Genomic DNA, 14261 nt, shown 5'->3' on the forward strand with positions numbered 1-14261 from the left:
CTGAGGTGGAAGCGTGGTGACACGTGGAGCTGACAGATACTAATAGATCGAGGACTTAACCTATATTCTAATGTGAAGCATGAACATTGTTATCTAGTTTTGAGAGAACATTTTTTGAAATATCTCTTGATTTATTTGTAATACATAGTATAATATCTTTTGTCACTAAATTGTCTGGTGATGATGGCGAAGAGGTCACACCCGTTCCCATACCGAACACGGAAGTTAAGCTCTTCAGCGCCGATGGTAGTTGGGGGTTTCCCCCTGTGAGAGTAGGACATCGCCAGGCTTTCTTCATTCCGCAGTAGCTCAGTGGTAGAGCTATCGGCTGTTAACCGATCGGTCGTAGGTTCGAATCCTACCTGCGGAGCCAATTTGGAGAGCTGTCCGAGTGGCCGAAGGAGCACGATTGGAAATCGTGTAGGCGGTAACCCCGTCTCAAGGGTTCGAATCCCTTGCTCTCCGCCACAATTTACATAATAAAGGGCCCGTTGGTCAAGCGGTTAAGACACCGCCCTTTCACGGCGGTAACACGGGTTCGAATCCCGTACGGGTCACCATTTTTATAGAAATACATACCAGCATTTTATTCGGAGGATTAGCTCAGCTGGGAGAGCATCTGCCTTACAAGCAGAGGGTCGGCGGTTCGAGCCCGTCATCCTCCACCATATCTTTTATATCGTCGCGGGGTGGAGCAGTTCGGTAGCTCGTCGGGCTCATAACCCGAAGGTCGCAGGTTCAAATCCTGCCCCCGCAACCAAATTTCTCTTTATTGGTCCGGTAGTTCAGTTGGTTAGAATGCCTGCCTGTCACGCAGGAGGTCGCGGGTTCGAGTCCCGTCCGGACCGCCATTTTTTAAAAAGAATACTTGGCTCGGTAGCTCAGTTGGTAGAGCAACGGACTGAAAATCCGTGTGTCGGCGGTTCGATTCCGTCCCGAGCCACCACTATTTGCCGGTGTAGCTCAATTGGTAGAGCAACTGACTTGTAATCAGTAGGTTGGGGGTTCAAGTCCTCTTGCCGGCACTGTTTTTCAAATGTGGAGGGGTAGCGAAGTGGCTAAACGCGGCGGACTGTAAATCCGCTCCCTCCGGGTTCGGCGGTTCGAATCCGCCCCCCTCCACCATTTTTATTTTCATAGGGGCATAGTTTAACGGTAGAACAGAGGTCTCCAAAACCTCCGGTGTGGGTTCGATTCCTACTGCCCCTGCCAATTATATGATTCATAACATCTATGGCGGTTGTGGCGAAGTGGTTAACGCACCAGATTGTGGCTCTGGCACTCGTGGGTTCGATTCCCATCAATCGCCCCATTTTATTATTGGGCTATAGCCAAGCGGTAAGGCAACGGACTTTGACTCCGTCATGCGTTGGTTCGAATCCAGCTAGCCCAGTTGATATGCGGAAGTAGTTCAGTGGTAGAACACCACCTTGCCAAGGTGGGGGTCGCGGGTTCGAATCCCGTCTTCCGCTCCAATTATGGCGGCATAGCCAAGTGGTAAGGCAGAGGTCTGCAAAACCTTTATCCCCGGTTCAAATCCGGGTGTCGCCTTTTTTGAAAAGACTGCCGGGGTGGTGGAATTGGCAGACACACAGGACTTAAAATCCTGCGGTAGGTGACTACCGTGCCGGTTCAAGTCCGGCCCTCGGCACCATTTTTTATTTATTATAAGTTGCGCTCTTTAATGATCATGCCGGTGTGGCGGAATTGGCAGACGCGCACGACTCAAAATCGTGTTCCTCACGGAGTGCCGGTTCGACCCCGGCCACCGGTATCTAGTTTAAGATATTCTTTATTATCGTCAATTACAGAAGAATTAAGGAATATTAACGTTTAAAACGTCTTTCTACAAATTGTAGGAGGGCGTTTTTTATTTGTTGTTTAGCTGATTTTTCACACGGAAAAATTACTTCAAATCGTGTTCAAAGGAGATTGACTTTTACTTTATTGATGGTTACCTTATGATTAAACTAAAGGGGCAGGACAATTGAAGATGGATTGGATAAATTGTACATAAGAGGTGTTGTAATGATTACGGTTAAAAATGCTGAAAGTTATCTTAAAGATAGCATCGGTGAAGATACCGATGAGATAAATAAGGTTTGGGAAACATTTAAGGCTTTTTCAAAGGAGACCGTTGAGGGCGAAGAAGATAAAGAAATTTTATTTCAGTGTGGTGTCTATGATTTTACAGGAGAGGAACTATTTCATCTTGATTTTGTACGTCAGTTTACAATTTATGAAGAAGATGATTATTCTCATATGGAACAACTGCACTGTGAATTTTTATTTAAACCAACAAGCGAGTTAAAAAAGTTAAAGGTGGTAGAAGAATGGTCAATGGATTATGACGATATAGATCATTTTTTTCATCATATTGAGAGTATTCATGAATTTAAAATTCCTTTGACTTTAAAGCCGATTAAATCAGCAATATATCAAGAAGAACTTTAATTCTTATTTCATTAACGGCTGCTTTACTTTCAGAAGGTATACCTTGCCTTTTTGAAATCATTTATCACGGAGTGCCGGTTCGACCCCGGTCACCGGTATCTATTAAAAGTTTGGTTTTTACCATGAATCTAACGTTTCACCCTCGTGGTGAAACGTTTTTTTGTGGTTTAAATGAGTTATTTAGATGAAAATAGAATCCTATTAGAACAGAATGAGCATGTACTACTTTTAACAGAATAAACTTTAGATGATTTGCAACATTTGGTACGATACATTTAACCATATAAGGAATCAAAATGGAGTAGCGCATTCACATAAAACAGTGAATTACCTTTGTGTAACTAAATGAATATTTGTGGGTACATACACATCTTTAGCTTGCATCATCATTGTGACCCAGTTTGGGGGAGAATTTATGAAAAAACAAAATGACCATGAAGAGTTATTGACAGGTGGAAATGTCTCCAACGTATATCGTTCAGGAGATACGGTTCGCAGAGAGGTAAAGTCAGACAATATGAATATACAAAAGCTGCTAAAGCATTTAGAAAAAAAGAATTTCTCCTATGCTCCAACGTTTTTAGGGGTTGATGAAAAAGGTAGAGAGATCTTGTCCTTCATTGAAGGTGTAGCCGGTCATGATCCCTTAAAAGAATACATGTGCTCTCACAATGCTTTAAAAGAAATAGCGAGAATGCTTAGACTGTATCATGATGCTGTTAGTGATTTTCCCATTTCAGACGATTGGGAACGAATGGACAATACGCCTAACAACATAGAGGTTGTGTGCCATAATGATTTTGCGATGTACAATATTATTTTCAAAAATAAAAAGCCAGTGGGAATCATTGATTTTGATGTAGCTGCCCCTGGTCCAAGGCTTTGGGATATTGCATATACCCTTTATACATGTGTGCCTCTCAGTAGACTTTTTCGCACTGAAACAGGGGAGGTCGTGAATTATCATTCATTAGAGCATGCAGCCCATATAAAGTATAGAGTCAAACTGTTTTTTGAAGCTTATGGTGAGGACATAGCAGAAGATTATGTGGATATGGTGCTGCTGCGTTTAGAAGGTTTATGTCAATACATGAAGCGAAAAGCGAGTGAAGGGGATAGAGCTTTTCAAAAAATGATTCATGAGGGGCACTTTGAACATTATCAAAAAGACATACAATTCATTCATGAGCACAGAAAAGAATGGGTTTGAGGATGCCAAGGGTTTTATAAAAGAAAAAGGACAACTCATCTTTTTACTAGTTTCATGTGGATGTTACAATTGGTTATAATAGTTCAATAAAATGAATGTAAAGAGGCGGAGTTGTTATCTTGCAAACGAAGACGATATTACAGACTATTATTGAAGATGAGCGATCACATGATTATCCGCTTTTTAGACAGTACTGTGTCAGGAAAGAACAGGGTCTGCGTAAAGATGCGTTAAAGGTTCTTCAGTCTTTTGTTGAAGAGATGAATAAGAACGAATTTACAGCACGGCGTTCATTTGTTGCTTGGCTGTTTGATTACATTGAACGTTTTGAGGATGGTCATCATTTGCTTGTGTATCCATTGGTAAATGGGGTGATCCACCCTGTTCTTCAAGAGTGGGAAAATATTGATCCAATGGATGCCAGACCGTATCGATGGCAAGGCTTGTTTGTGCATCAGGAGGAAGGGCTGCCCTATTTATTGAAGGCATTAGAGATGGGAGGCAGCAAAGAGCAGCGAGTGATTGTCCAAATTTGCGAAACCTATTTCTCGGCTTTGTGGTATTCGTTCCATCATATACATGAAGATCTTTATTTAAGCACCTATGAGAAAGATCATGAGCGAATTCAAGGGATTCAAGATGTCATGAAACTGATCGAAGATAAAAAGGTTCAAACCAATGTTGAAAAACTAGCAGTCTACTATAACCAGCTTTTATCGGACTGGAAGGAATTTCAGCAGACGGAGACAAGAGGCTTTGTGAAATGGTGTGCGGATCGTAAGAAGCCCTATGAGTGGGTACAGACATTTTACTATCACTAATAGTTGTTTTTCATAAGAAAAAGGCAGGGGTCAACTCTGCCTTTTTTATTTATGCCATATTCTTTCTATTTCTACATGGCCTGGTTTAAAATATTTCAGGATGTAGACATCTGGATTGCTTAGTTGTTCCCACTCCTTGAATCCAATTGCAGAATCGGCGTGTTTTAGAAGCAGGCTCATAATATTGCCATGAGTGGCGAATAAAGTATGATCTCTTCCTAATTTTATTTGTTCATAGAGTGCCTCTACAATACGATTCATCGCTTCTTGGCTCGATTCTCCGCCTTCACAGGTCATATGCAAGTCCGAAAAACTGAGCTTTAGTTTTTCATACCAATCTTCCATTGGTTGACTGCTTAACCTACGTTCAGAGAGACGCTTGTCAATTTGTACCTTGATCTGTTTGACATGAGCAAGAGGCTCAGCGGTTTGGATCGCTCGTTTATAAGGACTTGAGATGATCTGATTGAGCTGAATGCCGGAAAAAAGCTGTGCGAGTTCATGCGATTGTGTGATGCCTTGAGGCGTTAAAGACGCATCCTCGGATTGTCCATCTGCTTGACAGTGTCTGACGAAATAATATGTCTTCATAGGGGGTACACCTTCCTCTAAGTATAAAAAAATCATCCAATATTGGATGAGGGTTCACGAAAGTTTAGGTTCTATTTGTTCGTGTCTGCTTCTTTGTATGGATCTATGAGTTTGGAGGTTAGGTCTAAGTTGAACAAAAAATCATCTATGGTGTCTGTGCCAAAGGGAAGGGTGGAAAAATTAATTGGGATGCTGTCTTCTTGCGTTTCTGAAGTAATCGGCTGTTTGTGCTGCTTTTTTCTCCAGTTCTTAAACAAGCGCATGTGAGGCCCCCTTTTCTATAAAAAGATGGATTTATACATAATATACGGGGAGAGTTGTCCGAGCGTCAATTGTTTTCTTCAAAAGGATTTATTACATTTGTACGGAAAGAGCCACAGCTAAGTGCGGATCTTTCCGTGTTTTGACATGGCACGGTGTATGGCTTGTTGTACCTTTCGTTCGCATCTGATGTTGTATGGCTTCTTATGGAGTTTACTCGTCTTAAATTGACCAATTACACGGCGGACTCCTTGATCATAAATGATCAGCTCTCTGCTCGTTTGATCATTTAATAACGCTTGAAACCAGCTGTATTTTTTTAGCTGTGTTGCATTCCGTGATATATCTTCTTCATCTACCTGTAGAAAAGGGATATACAGAGCAAGATTGAAGATGTCTAAAATGAATCCCATATCACTGGCCCCCTTCATATCGTTTATTACGTTTAGAAAGGGGAATGGTTCCTTTCAATTGGTTTTAAAAACAATCCCAGTGCATGAACCATTCTTTATTGTCTTTGTCGTAATAGAAATACATCGTGCCGTTATCACCAATCATGAACCGAGGTTTTTCTTCAGAGGCGATTTGCAGCATGAATTCTCCTGACATCTGGTGGGGAGGAGATTGGATGTAAGCTCCGTATCCACCGATTTTTGTGAACGAGTAGTTTGAGTAATGCTCGAAGAAATGATCTGTCGCTTCTTCACTTTCATTAACCTCTGATAAGTCAACGTATGACCAAGCTTCCTCCCAGCATGGATAATCCGGTTGTTCCCCTTCGAGCCACTCTATCTGAAAAGGTTTCATTCCTTTCACGTCTTCAGGGGTCTCAGCGATTTCTAATCCTTCCATTGATGAATATTCAATGAGTTTCCAGCCCTCACCGTTTTTGGCGATATCAATCGGAAGGGTTTTCTTGTTGATGAAAATTTGAATCATCTTACATTCATCAAAGCCGTTCATTCCCCCTGGTACTTCGGGTAAATACATTTGTAAAATGGGAATCATAGCTCCATCTTGATCTGCCGGCCACCCTTTATCACGTTGGATGAAAAAATGGCCAGCAAACCAGCTGTACTTAGATGGATCAGGACGAAATCCGCCTATTTTGGCTACAATAGGTGTTTTTCCTAGTTGATTTAATTCGTCAAAAGCTTTGATCTTCATTTATCCATCCCCCATTCTTTAGCCAGCAATGTGTGCATCTTGAAACGTTCCATTCATATTGCCAGAGACAATGATGACATGTCCCCAAAATAAATCTCCGTCATGATAGTAGGCTTCGAATTCTCCATTTGGATAAGCATGGAGGCTTTCAAGAGAGATGCGGCTGATAAATTGATCCGGTGTGATCTCTTCTGAATGTTCAGCGGAGTCGTCTTGTTCCTGCCAATCTTTTGCTAGTTCAATCAGCTGATTTGCTGCATATGACTTCATGGAGGCATCCCATGTTGTCTGCTCTTCTACGAGTTGTCTAGCCGTTTTCAGAGAGTCATTCATTTCTTCCTCTTCTTCAAGATTGAAGTAAAGAAGGCACTCCTCATTGCCCCACTTGATGGTTGTTTCAAATAAGTCTAGTCCTTTCACTAATTCAAAGGTACCCAGCTTGTCATCATGGTAAAAGATAGGTTGTTGAGCTTCTTCTAATATTTCTTGAAGTTCTTTATCTTCAGTATCTGTATCAACAAGTGAAACGAGCATAAATTCATCTTCACCTTTACGTACTTGAAGTGTGACGATAGATTCTTTATGTAATTGCGCTTGTTTTTCTCGTAATCCCTTTTCATCTGTTAACCAGCACAGTCTCACTTTTTCGGTTATGATACGGTCTTTTTCCTTCCATGCAATGAGCGGGATTGAAGCAGTCCAAAGAGTTTCTTTTCCCGCTTTTCCTGCGCCGACTCCAGAAGGTCCTGTAACAGCCATGATGTCTATCACTTCTTCTGAGAATCTTTGTTCAAATATGTTGATTTGTTTGTTTGATTTCATAGGATGTCCCCCAGCTTGATTTATTTGATGGAGCTATACCTTTATCACACCTTACATTGGCAGAGGAAATCAAGCTTTTTTTGTTTAAAACTGTTTTTTAGGTTTGTGGCAACAGAGAGGATACATGGATTGCTGGAGGTTGAGTCACAATAAAAAAGCAAATCGGTTCGGATTTTGTATAAATTTGGCTAAGTGAGTCGAAAAGCCTAGGTGATTCTTCCTTTTCTTTATAATTACTTTGACACGATTAGATGAAAAAAGTAAAGTAGTACTGAGTGATTTACAAAACCTTCATCATTCTCTGAAACATGAAGTGGCAGTAAATTTAATGTAAATGGATATTTTTCCTTTTATTTACTCGTATTTTTTTTGAAACTTATGATGCTTCTTATTCGTTATATTAAAGGAGCACATGTAACCTGCGGAGAAAAGAGCATCGGAATGCTTGGTGCAGAAGATTTACATTTGCAAAATCAATGTAAATTTTTTATGATTTCATTTATATCAGATCGAAAATAAGAAAGAAGAGGTTTTATGAAAAAAATATTTGCGAACAAATATAGCTTTTTTGTTTTGGCTGTCCTTTTATTTTGGGCAAAATCGTACACAGCCTACAAAATGGACTTTAATTTAGGAGTGAAGGGATCTTTTCAAGAGGGTCTTCTCTTATTAAATCCATTCAGTTCAGCCATCGTGTTTTTAGGACTTGCTCTCTTTTTGAAGGGGCGTAAATCGGCCATTGTTTTAATTGTCATTGATTTTATTATGACCGCACTTTTATATGCGAATGTAGCGTACTATCGTTTCTTTGATGATTTTTTAACATTCCCGACAATGAAACAAGCCGGTAATCTTGGGGGAGGTATGACTGGCGGTGTGTTAGCAAGTATTAAGCCGCATGACCTTTTGTACTTCCTTGATATCATCATTTTAATTGCCATTGTCATTTGGAGACCAGAAGTGAAGAAGTTCCAAATGAAAAAAACTTTCGCACTGCTGATTGTGGCTGCAGGTGTTGGACTGTTCTTCGTTAACCTACACTTAGCTGAAAAAGATCGTCCAGAATTATTGACGAGAACATTTGATCATAAGTATATTGTGAAATATTTAGGTGTTTATAACTATGCGATTTATGACGGCGTGCAAACTGCACAAAATGCAACGCAGGTAGCAAATGCGAGTAGTGATGATTTAACGGATGTCGTGAACTATACGACTTCTCACTATGCGAAACCAAATGCAGAATACTTTGGTCAAGCTAAAGGGAAAAACATCATCAAAATCCATTTAGAAAGCTTCCAGTCATTTTTAATTGACTACAAGTTAAATGGAGAAGAAGTGACGCCGTTTTTAAACAAACTAGCTCATGGAAAAGAAGATTTTACGTATTTTGATAACTTCTTCCACCAGACTGGTCAAGGGAAGACTTCTGATGCTGAGCTCATGATGGATAATAGTATGTTTGGCTTACCAGAGGGTGCAGCGTTTGTGACAAAAGGTGAAAATACCTTCCAATCACTTCCTGCCATCTTAGATCAAAAAGCAGGCTATACGAGTGCAGTGCTTCACGGGGATTATAAATCTTTCTGGAACCGTGACACGATTTATAAACATATGGGAATTGATCAATTCTTCGATGCATCTTATTACAACATGGATGAAGAAAACCTTGTAAACATGGGTCTGAAGGATAAACCATTCTTTAAAGAATCAATCCCAATGTTAGAATCAATGAAAAAGCCATTTTATGCACACTTAATGACATTGACCAACCATTATCCATTTAATTTAGATGAGAAAGATGCGACAATCGCTAAGGCAACAACTGGCGATAAAACAGTGGATAATTATTTCCAAACAGCGAGATACTTGGATGAGTCATTAGAACAATTCTTTAAGGACTTGAAAAAATCGGGTCTGTATAAAGACTCAGTGATTCTATTATATGGTGACCATAACGGTATTTCTGAAAACCATAACCGTGCAATGAGTGAGATTCAAGGGAAAGAAATTACGCCATATCAAAATGCACAAAATCAGCGTGTACCGCTCATGATTCGTATCCCTGGGAAACAAGGCGGCGTGAATCATACGTATGGCGGTGAAGTAGACGTGATGCCAACGCTTCTTCACTTACAAGGTATTGATTCAAATGAGTACGTGAATTTTGGAACAGATTTATTCTCTAAGAAGCATGATCAAACTGTTGCATTCCGTAACGGAAACTATGTGACACCAAAATATACCCTTGTAGATAATACGGTCTACGATACAAAAACGGGTAAAGTGGTGAAACAAAACAAAAAGACAGAAGCGATTAAAGCCCGTGTTGATAATCAGTTAAGCCTGTCAGATAAAGTACTGTACAGGGATCTTCTTCGATTCCATAAGCTATCTGATTTTAAACCAGTAAATCCATCTGATTATTTCTATGGTAAAACAAACAAAGAGACAGAAACGGATTCTTCTGCTAACTAACTGAGTTTTGGGCAAGCACAGAAAGGTGCTTGCCTTTTTCTCTCTTACAGCTTGATTTGTTGGCAAAATATGTTTATATTTAGGGAGAAACAAGCGTGGCGCTAGCGGTCAGCTGGCGATAACTCATTTTGTCCTAGGGGATTTCAGGAGGAGCTTATGACAACAAATACAAAAACACAAAAAAAGAAATCAGAATTATGGGGCTGGATCAAAGCCATCTTAATCGCATTTATTGCTGTTTTTATCATTCGTAACTTTTTATTCGCACCGTATATTGTGAAGGGGACTTCTATGGAACCGACACTGCATAATACAGAGCGGGTGTTTGTGAATAAAACAGTCGATTACTTCGGCGATTATAAACGCGGACAGATCATTGTTCTTGATGGGGAAGACCGCAGTACTCACTATGTGAAACGATTGATTGGTTTACCTGGTGATAAAATCGAAATGAAAAATGACCAGCTATATGTAAACGGTCAAAAAGTGGCGGAGCCTTATTTAACATCAAACAAAAAGAAAGCTGCCGCAGATGGCACCTTGCTGACACCTGATTTTGGTCCTCTTACAGTCCCTAAAGGAAAGTACTTTGTCATGGGTGACAATCGCCAAAAGTCAATGGACAGTCGCAATGGTTTAGGTCTTTTTACAAAGAGTGACATTCAAGGGACAACATCATTCGTGTTTTATCCCGTCCAAGATATTCGGTTAATCAATCACTAATCAATAAGAAAAAGCACACAGGCGTGTGCTTTTTTTTGTTTGGTTAAGACTGACTTTTTGAAATCGCCTGTTCTAGATCTGCCAGAATATCTTCAATCGCTTCAGTTCCAACAGATAAACGAATAAGTTCTGGTGTCACCCCTGTGGCTTTTTGCTCTGCTTCACTTAATTGCTGATGCGTTGTGCTGGCAGGGTGGATGATGAGTGACTTAGAGTCGCCTACGTTTGCAAGATGTGAGAAAAGCTGAACCGAATCAATGAGTTTTTTTCCTGCGTCTTTGCCACCTTTAATGCCGAATGTGAGGATGGCACCTTGTCCTTTTGGTAAATAAGTTTGAGCCAGCTCAAAGGATTCATGGCCTTCAAGACCTGGATAGCTGACCCATTCTACAAGAGGATGATCTTGTAAAAATTGAGCTGTCTTCAATGCATTTTCACTGTGGCGTTCAAGGCGAAGATGCAATGTTTCTAAGCCTTGCAAGAGTAAAAATGAGTTGAATGGTGATAAAGCCGCCCCTAGATCACGTAAGAGCTGTACACGTGCCTTTGTGATATAAGCCGCTTCGCCAATCGCTTCCGTATACGTCAGGCCATGATAGCTTGGGTCTGGTTCAGTCAGGCCTTTGAACTTATCGCTATCACTCCAAGGAAACTTGCCGCTGTCGACGATGACTCCGCCAATGGATGTGCCATGGCCGCCGATGAATTTCGTCGCTGAATGGACAACAATGTCTGCACCAAATTCAATCGGTCTTAACAAATAAGGGCTGGCAAGTGTGTTATCCACAATTAGAGGGATATGGTGCTTGTGTGCAATGGCTGATACGGCTTCAATATGTAAAATGTCGCCTTTTGGATTTCCGATGCTCTCTGCATACACTGCTTTTGTTTTATCTGTAATGGCTGCTTCAAGTTCTTCAAGGTTTGAGGAATCCACAAACTTTACTGTTATTCCAAGCTTTTTCAAGGTATGAGCAAATAAATTATATGTGCCGCCATACAGACTGCTGGAGGATACGATTTCGTCACCAGCTCCTGCAATGTTTAAAATGGAGTAAGTGGTCGCTGCTTGTCCTGAGGAGACAGCAAGTGCACCAATTCCACCTTCAAGCTCAGCGATCCGTTTTTCAAACACATCATTTGTCGGGTTCATAATACGTGAATAAATATTACCGGGTTCCTGAAGTCCGAATAAATTCGCCGCATGCTCACTATCTCTAAAACCGAAAGAGCTTGTTTGGTAAATAGGTACAGCTCTTGAATAGGTGGCTGAATCCAGTTCTTGACCTGCGTGTATTGCTTTTGTTTCTAAACGAAATTGAAGTTCTTCTGACATGTGTGTATCCTCCTTTTGTTAGATAAAACCAACTACTTTAATAAGAAATATTTAATAAGACTATAAATCTTGTTTACTGCCCGGTCAATCATTTTTTAGATAAATCTGAAAAAACAATAAATATAGTTGACATGTCGGAATAGTATGTATTAACATAAGCATACTGAAAATACCAACAAGAATCGCTGATCGGTCAACCGAAGGCTCGTTCACTCAGGCATGAGTGAAGGGCCTTTTTTTATTTTAATCAGGAGGGAAGCAGAAGATGGAGAAAAAGAAAAAACGAAAAAAATACAGAAAACATTTGGATATCACATTAGACATTTTGATTGAGCGGAACAAATATGAGATTTACAGCAATCAAGAACGAATAGAAGCGATTTACGATCGTATTGATGAAAAGCATACAAGGTCGAAATAACTATTTTATAAAATATAGTTGATTTATAGGAATAATATGATTTAGGATGGTGCTAACAACTCAATATGAATAGCTGATCGGACAACACGAAGGCTCTTATCTCTCTTTTGGGATAAGGGCCTTTCTGTGTATCTATCTGATGACAAGAGGAGTGAACTTGCATTGACTATTTCCGTTGATATTGTGGATAAGTCTTTTTGGAAAGACAAACAAACCATTCAAGTGCTTGAAAACGTAAGGTTCACCATCGTTCCTGGTGAATTCGTGACGGTGATTGGTCCGAGCGGTTGCGGGAAAAGTACATTGCTGAAGATGATTGGAGGGCTTGATACAGATTATGATGGGCAGATCGTGATAGGAGAAAGGCGTGTGACAGAACCAGGAATGAAACAGGGCTTTATTTTTCAAGAGCATCGCTTATTTCCATGGTTGACGGTCGAAGAAAATATCGCTGCCAATTTCAATTTAAAACAAGCAGCTGTTCGCCGCAAAGTGGATGAATTAATTGACATTGTTCGGTTAAAAGGTTTTGAACACGCCTATCCACATGAGCTTTCAGGCGGGATGTCACAACGTGTTGCTATTGCAAGAGCACTCCTGCGTGATCCGGAGATTTTATTGCTTGATGAACCTTTTGGTGCGCTAGATGCATTTACACGGAAACACTTACAGGATGTGCTGCTGGATATTTGGCAGGAGAAAAGAACAACGATGGTGCTTGTCACTCATGATATTGACGAATCCATTTATTTAGCCAATGAAATTGTGCTGTTACAAGCAAGACCCGGCCGAATTCATAAAATCCTTCCCGTGAACTTACCATTCCCGAGGAATAGAACGTCAACAGCTTTTCAGAGCTTAAGACAAAAGGTGCTTTCAGAATTTGAGAAAACAGATGAGCTGTTACTGACGAATGGCTCAGGAATTTAAGGAGGTCAAATCGAATGAAAAGGCAAAAAAGGATCGTTCTCTTTCTGGGTATCCTCCTTGTATTAGCTGGGTGTGGTCAAGCAGCGAATGGATCAGAAGACAAGCCGAAAGAGGTTCGGATTGGGATTCAGCAAAGTCTAAGCCCACTTCTTTTAGCAAAGGAAAAAGGGTGGTTTGAGCAATCATTTGAAAAAGAAGGTATGAAAGTCAAGTGGGTGGAGTTCCAAAGTGGTCCTCCCCAATTCGAAGGGCTCGCCGCCAATCAATTAGATTTTTCACAGGTTGGTAATTCACCTGTTATAGCTGGTCAGGCAGCAGGTATTGATTTTAAGGAAATTGGTTTATCTCAGGATGGGTTAAAGGCGAATGGGATTTTAGTGAATAAGAACAGTGAGATTCAAAAAGTAGAAGATTTAAAAGGGAAAAAAATCGCCGTTGCCAAAGGAAGCAGTGGTTTTGACTTTTTATACAAAGTATTAGATCAGGCAGGTTTATCTGCAAAGGATGTCCAGATCATTCAGCTTCAGCCGGATGAGGCAATATCTGCGTTTGAAAATGGGTCAGTTGATGCTTGGTCGATCTGGGAGCCGTTCTTATCACTTGAAACGATAGAAAAGGGAGCAAAGCTACTGGTTAATGGAGAAGCGACCGATTTATATTCACCTGGATTCACACTTGTCAGAACCAAGTTTGCCGATGAGTACCCTGAACTAGTGGTGCAATTTTTAAAAGTATATGACAAAGCGGTGAAATGGCAGAAAGATCATCAACAGGAAGCCATTACACTTTATGCTCGTTTGAAACAATTAGATCAGAAGGTGGTGACACAAGTATTAAACAATACAGAGCCGCTCAATGAGCCCATTTCTAAGAAAATCATAAACGCCCAGCAGCATACAGCTGATTTTCAATATCAAACAAAGGCGATACAGCGGAAGATTGATGTCAATCAGGTGGTAGATAATTCGTTTATTGAAAAAATGCTGAAAGAGGAGAAGAGTTGATGAAAGCTGCATCTAACCCAGCCCTTGTGACTAAAACCGAGCG

14 protein-coding genes, 16 tRNA genes and 1 rRNA gene are annotated in these 14261 nt (G+C 40.5%); 25 read left to right on the top strand and 6 right to left on the bottom strand.

Annotated elements, in window-relative coordinates; translation table 11 throughout:
- Positions 1-173 precede the first annotated feature (173 nt).
- The 20 genes from rrf (at position 174) to KVT11_RS00100 (ending at position 4485) form a co-directional block, all read left to right on the top strand.
- A 5S ribosomal RNA gene (gene rrf / locus KVT11_RS00005) occupies positions 174-289 on the top strand.
- Between the two features lie 9 nt (positions 290-298).
- Positions 299-373, top strand: a tRNA-Asn gene (locus tag KVT11_RS00010).
- Positions 374-377: 4 nt separating this feature from the next.
- Positions 378-468, top strand: a tRNA-Ser gene (locus tag KVT11_RS00015).
- A 17-nt stretch (positions 469-485) separates the two neighbouring features.
- Positions 486-560, top strand: a tRNA-Glu gene (locus tag KVT11_RS00020).
- Positions 561-592: 32 nt separating this feature from the next.
- Positions 593-668 (top strand) — tRNA-Val (locus tag KVT11_RS00025).
- Between the two features lie 15 nt (positions 669-683).
- Positions 684-760: transfer RNA gene (locus KVT11_RS00030), tRNA-Met, on the top strand.
- Positions 761-774: 14 nt separating this feature from the next.
- Positions 775-851 (top strand) — tRNA-Asp (locus tag KVT11_RS00035).
- Between the two features lie 19 nt (positions 852-870).
- Positions 871-946, top strand: a tRNA-Phe gene (locus tag KVT11_RS00040).
- A gap of 6 nt (positions 947-952) precedes the next feature.
- Positions 953-1025: transfer RNA gene (locus KVT11_RS00045), tRNA-Thr, on the top strand.
- 15 nt (positions 1026-1040) lie between these two features.
- Positions 1041-1125 (top strand) — tRNA-Tyr (locus KVT11_RS00050).
- Positions 1126-1138: 13 nt separating this feature from the next.
- Positions 1139-1212, top strand: a tRNA-Trp gene (locus KVT11_RS00055).
- A 24-nt stretch (positions 1213-1236) separates the two neighbouring features.
- Positions 1237-1312: transfer RNA gene (locus KVT11_RS00060), tRNA-His, on the top strand.
- Between the two features lie 9 nt (positions 1313-1321).
- Positions 1322-1393: transfer RNA gene (locus KVT11_RS00065), tRNA-Gln, on the top strand.
- 7 nt (positions 1394-1400) lie between these two features.
- Positions 1401-1475 (top strand) — tRNA-Gly (locus KVT11_RS00070).
- Between the two features lie 5 nt (positions 1476-1480).
- Positions 1481-1551 (top strand) — tRNA-Cys (locus KVT11_RS00075).
- Between the two features lie 14 nt (positions 1552-1565).
- Positions 1566-1654 (top strand) — tRNA-Leu (locus KVT11_RS00080).
- A 38-nt stretch (positions 1655-1692) separates the two neighbouring features.
- Positions 1693-1774, top strand: a tRNA-Leu gene (locus KVT11_RS00085).
- A 254-nt stretch (positions 1775-2028) separates the two neighbouring features.
- Positions 2029-2454, top strand: a complete 426-nt coding sequence (locus KVT11_RS00090; protein ID WP_017360396.1) for a hypothetical protein — start codon at positions 2029-2031, stop codon at positions 2452-2454.
- Positions 2455-2869: 415 nt separating this feature from the next.
- Positions 2870-3664, top strand: a complete 795-nt coding sequence (locus KVT11_RS00095) for a phosphotransferase (protein WP_017360395.1) — start codon at positions 2870-2872, stop codon at positions 3662-3664.
- Positions 3665-3783: 119 nt separating this feature from the next.
- Positions 3784-4485: a hypothetical protein gene (locus tag KVT11_RS00100; RefSeq protein ID WP_017360394.1), complete on the top strand. Its 702-nt coding sequence runs from the start codon at positions 3784-3786 to the stop codon at positions 4483-4485.
- A gap of 45 nt (positions 4486-4530) precedes the next feature.
- On the opposite strand, the gene KVT11_RS00105 is transcribed toward KVT11_RS00100, so the two are convergent.
- The 5 genes from KVT11_RS00105 to KVT11_RS00125 all read right to left on the bottom strand — a co-directional run bounded on the left by KVT11_RS00105 (position 4531) and on the right by KVT11_RS00125 (position 7326).
- Complete coding sequence (locus KVT11_RS00105) at positions 4531-5076, bottom strand: histidine phosphatase family protein (RefSeq protein ID WP_017360393.1); 546 nt, start codon at positions 5074-5076, stop codon at positions 4531-4533.
- A 71-nt stretch (positions 5077-5147) separates the two neighbouring features.
- Entirely contained in the window at positions 5148-5339 is a 192-nt protein-coding gene (locus KVT11_RS00110; RefSeq protein WP_017360392.1) for a hypothetical protein, read from the bottom strand.
- Between the two features lie 117 nt (positions 5340-5456).
- Positions 5457-5750, bottom strand: a complete 294-nt coding sequence (locus tag KVT11_RS00115; protein ID WP_017360391.1) for a hypothetical protein — start codon at positions 5748-5750, stop codon at positions 5457-5459.
- A 64-nt stretch (positions 5751-5814) separates the two neighbouring features.
- On the bottom strand, positions 5815-6504 hold the full coding sequence (locus tag KVT11_RS00120; RefSeq protein ID WP_007497003.1) for a DUF1963 domain-containing protein: 690 nt from the start codon (positions 6502-6504) through the stop codon (positions 5815-5817).
- Between the two features lie 18 nt (positions 6505-6522).
- Positions 6523-7326, bottom strand: coding sequence for a DUF2262 domain-containing protein (locus KVT11_RS00125; protein ID WP_210552340.1), 804 nt, complete (start codon positions 7324-7326; stop codon positions 6523-6525).
- 534 nt (positions 7327-7860) lie between these two features.
- Between KVT11_RS00125 and ltaS the strand changes: the two genes are divergently transcribed.
- A complete protein-coding gene (ltaS, locus tag KVT11_RS00130; protein WP_108611614.1) occupies positions 7861-9804 on the top strand; it encodes a lipoteichoic acid synthase in 1944 nt (647 codons plus the stop codon).
- 156 nt (positions 9805-9960) lie between these two features.
- Entirely contained in the window at positions 9961-10527 is a 567-nt protein-coding gene (gene lepB, locus KVT11_RS00135; protein ID WP_035703366.1) for a signal peptidase I, read from the top strand.
- 43 nt (positions 10528-10570) lie between these two features.
- Here the strand turns inward: lepB and KVT11_RS00140 are convergent, their stop codons facing one another.
- The gene (locus KVT11_RS00140) at positions 10571-11863 is read right to left on the bottom strand and encodes a homocysteine synthase (RefSeq protein WP_008349114.1); all 1293 of its coding nucleotides are present in this window, start codon (positions 11861-11863) and stop codon (positions 10571-10573) included.
- Between the two features lie 265 nt (positions 11864-12128).
- Here KVT11_RS00140 and KVT11_RS00145 point away from each other — a divergent pair, with 265 nt between their 5' ends.
- The 3 genes from KVT11_RS00145 (at position 12129) to KVT11_RS00155 (ending at position 14218) form a co-directional block, all read left to right on the top strand.
- Entirely contained in the window at positions 12129-12284 is a 156-nt protein-coding gene (locus KVT11_RS00145) for an FbpB family small basic protein (RefSeq protein ID WP_019743964.1), read from the top strand.
- Positions 12285-12446: 162 nt separating this feature from the next.
- The gene (locus KVT11_RS00150) at positions 12447-13214 is read left to right on the top strand and encodes an ABC transporter ATP-binding protein (protein ID WP_046527433.1); all 768 of its coding nucleotides are present in this window, start codon (positions 12447-12449) and stop codon (positions 13212-13214) included.
- A 14-nt stretch (positions 13215-13228) separates the two neighbouring features.
- A complete protein-coding gene (locus tag KVT11_RS00155; protein ID WP_035392610.1) occupies positions 13229-14218 on the top strand; it encodes an aliphatic sulfonate ABC transporter substrate-binding protein in 990 nt (329 codons plus the stop codon).
- The last annotated feature ends 43 nt before the right edge of the window (positions 14219-14261 follow it).

Origin of the sequence: Bacillus sp. GbtcB10 (assembly GCF_019091365.1) — a bacterium.
In the GTDB taxonomy this organism is placed as follows: domain Bacteria; phylum Bacillota; class Bacilli; order Bacillales; family Bacillaceae; genus Bacillus; species Bacillus altitudinis.

Excerpts from the sequence above, each read along its gene's own strand:
- KVT11_RS00090 (WP_017360396.1), top strand. The coding sequence starts at position 2,029 with ATGATTACGGTTAAAAATGCTGAAAGTTATCTTAAAGATAGCATCGGT.
- KVT11_RS00095 (WP_017360395.1), top strand. The coding sequence starts at position 2,870 with ATGAAAAAACAAAATGACCATGAAGAGTTATTGACAGGTGGAAATGTC.
- KVT11_RS00105 (WP_017360393.1), bottom strand. The coding sequence starts at position 5,076 with ATGAAGACATATTATTTCGTCAGACACTGTCAAGCAGATGGACAATCC.
- KVT11_RS00110 (WP_017360392.1), bottom strand. The coding sequence starts at position 5,339 with ATGCGCTTGTTTAAGAACTGGAGAAAAAAGCAGCACAAACAGCCGATT.
- KVT11_RS00115 (WP_017360391.1), bottom strand. The coding sequence starts at position 5,750 with ATGGGATTCATTTTAGACATCTTCAATCTTGCTCTGTATATCCCTTTT.
- KVT11_RS00120 (WP_007497003.1), bottom strand. The coding sequence starts at position 6,504 with ATGAAGATCAAAGCTTTTGACGAATTAAATCAACTAGGAAAAACACCT.
- KVT11_RS00125 (WP_210552340.1), bottom strand. The coding sequence starts at position 7,326 with ATGAAATCAAACAAACAAATCAACATATTTGAACAAAGATTCTCAGAA.
- ltaS (WP_108611614.1), top strand. The coding sequence starts at position 7,861 with ATGAAAAAAATATTTGCGAACAAATATAGCTTTTTTGTTTTGGCTGTC.
- lepB (WP_035703366.1), top strand. The coding sequence starts at position 9,961 with ATGACAACAAATACAAAAACACAAAAAAAGAAATCAGAATTATGGGGC.
- KVT11_RS00140 (WP_008349114.1), bottom strand. The coding sequence starts at position 11,863 with ATGTCAGAAGAACTTCAATTTCGTTTAGAAACAAAAGCAATACACGCA.
- KVT11_RS00145 (WP_019743964.1), top strand. The coding sequence starts at position 12,129 with ATGGAGAAAAAGAAAAAACGAAAAAAATACAGAAAACATTTGGATATC.
- KVT11_RS00155 (WP_035392610.1), top strand. The coding sequence starts at position 13,229 with ATGAAAAGGCAAAAAAGGATCGTTCTCTTTCTGGGTATCCTCCTTGTA.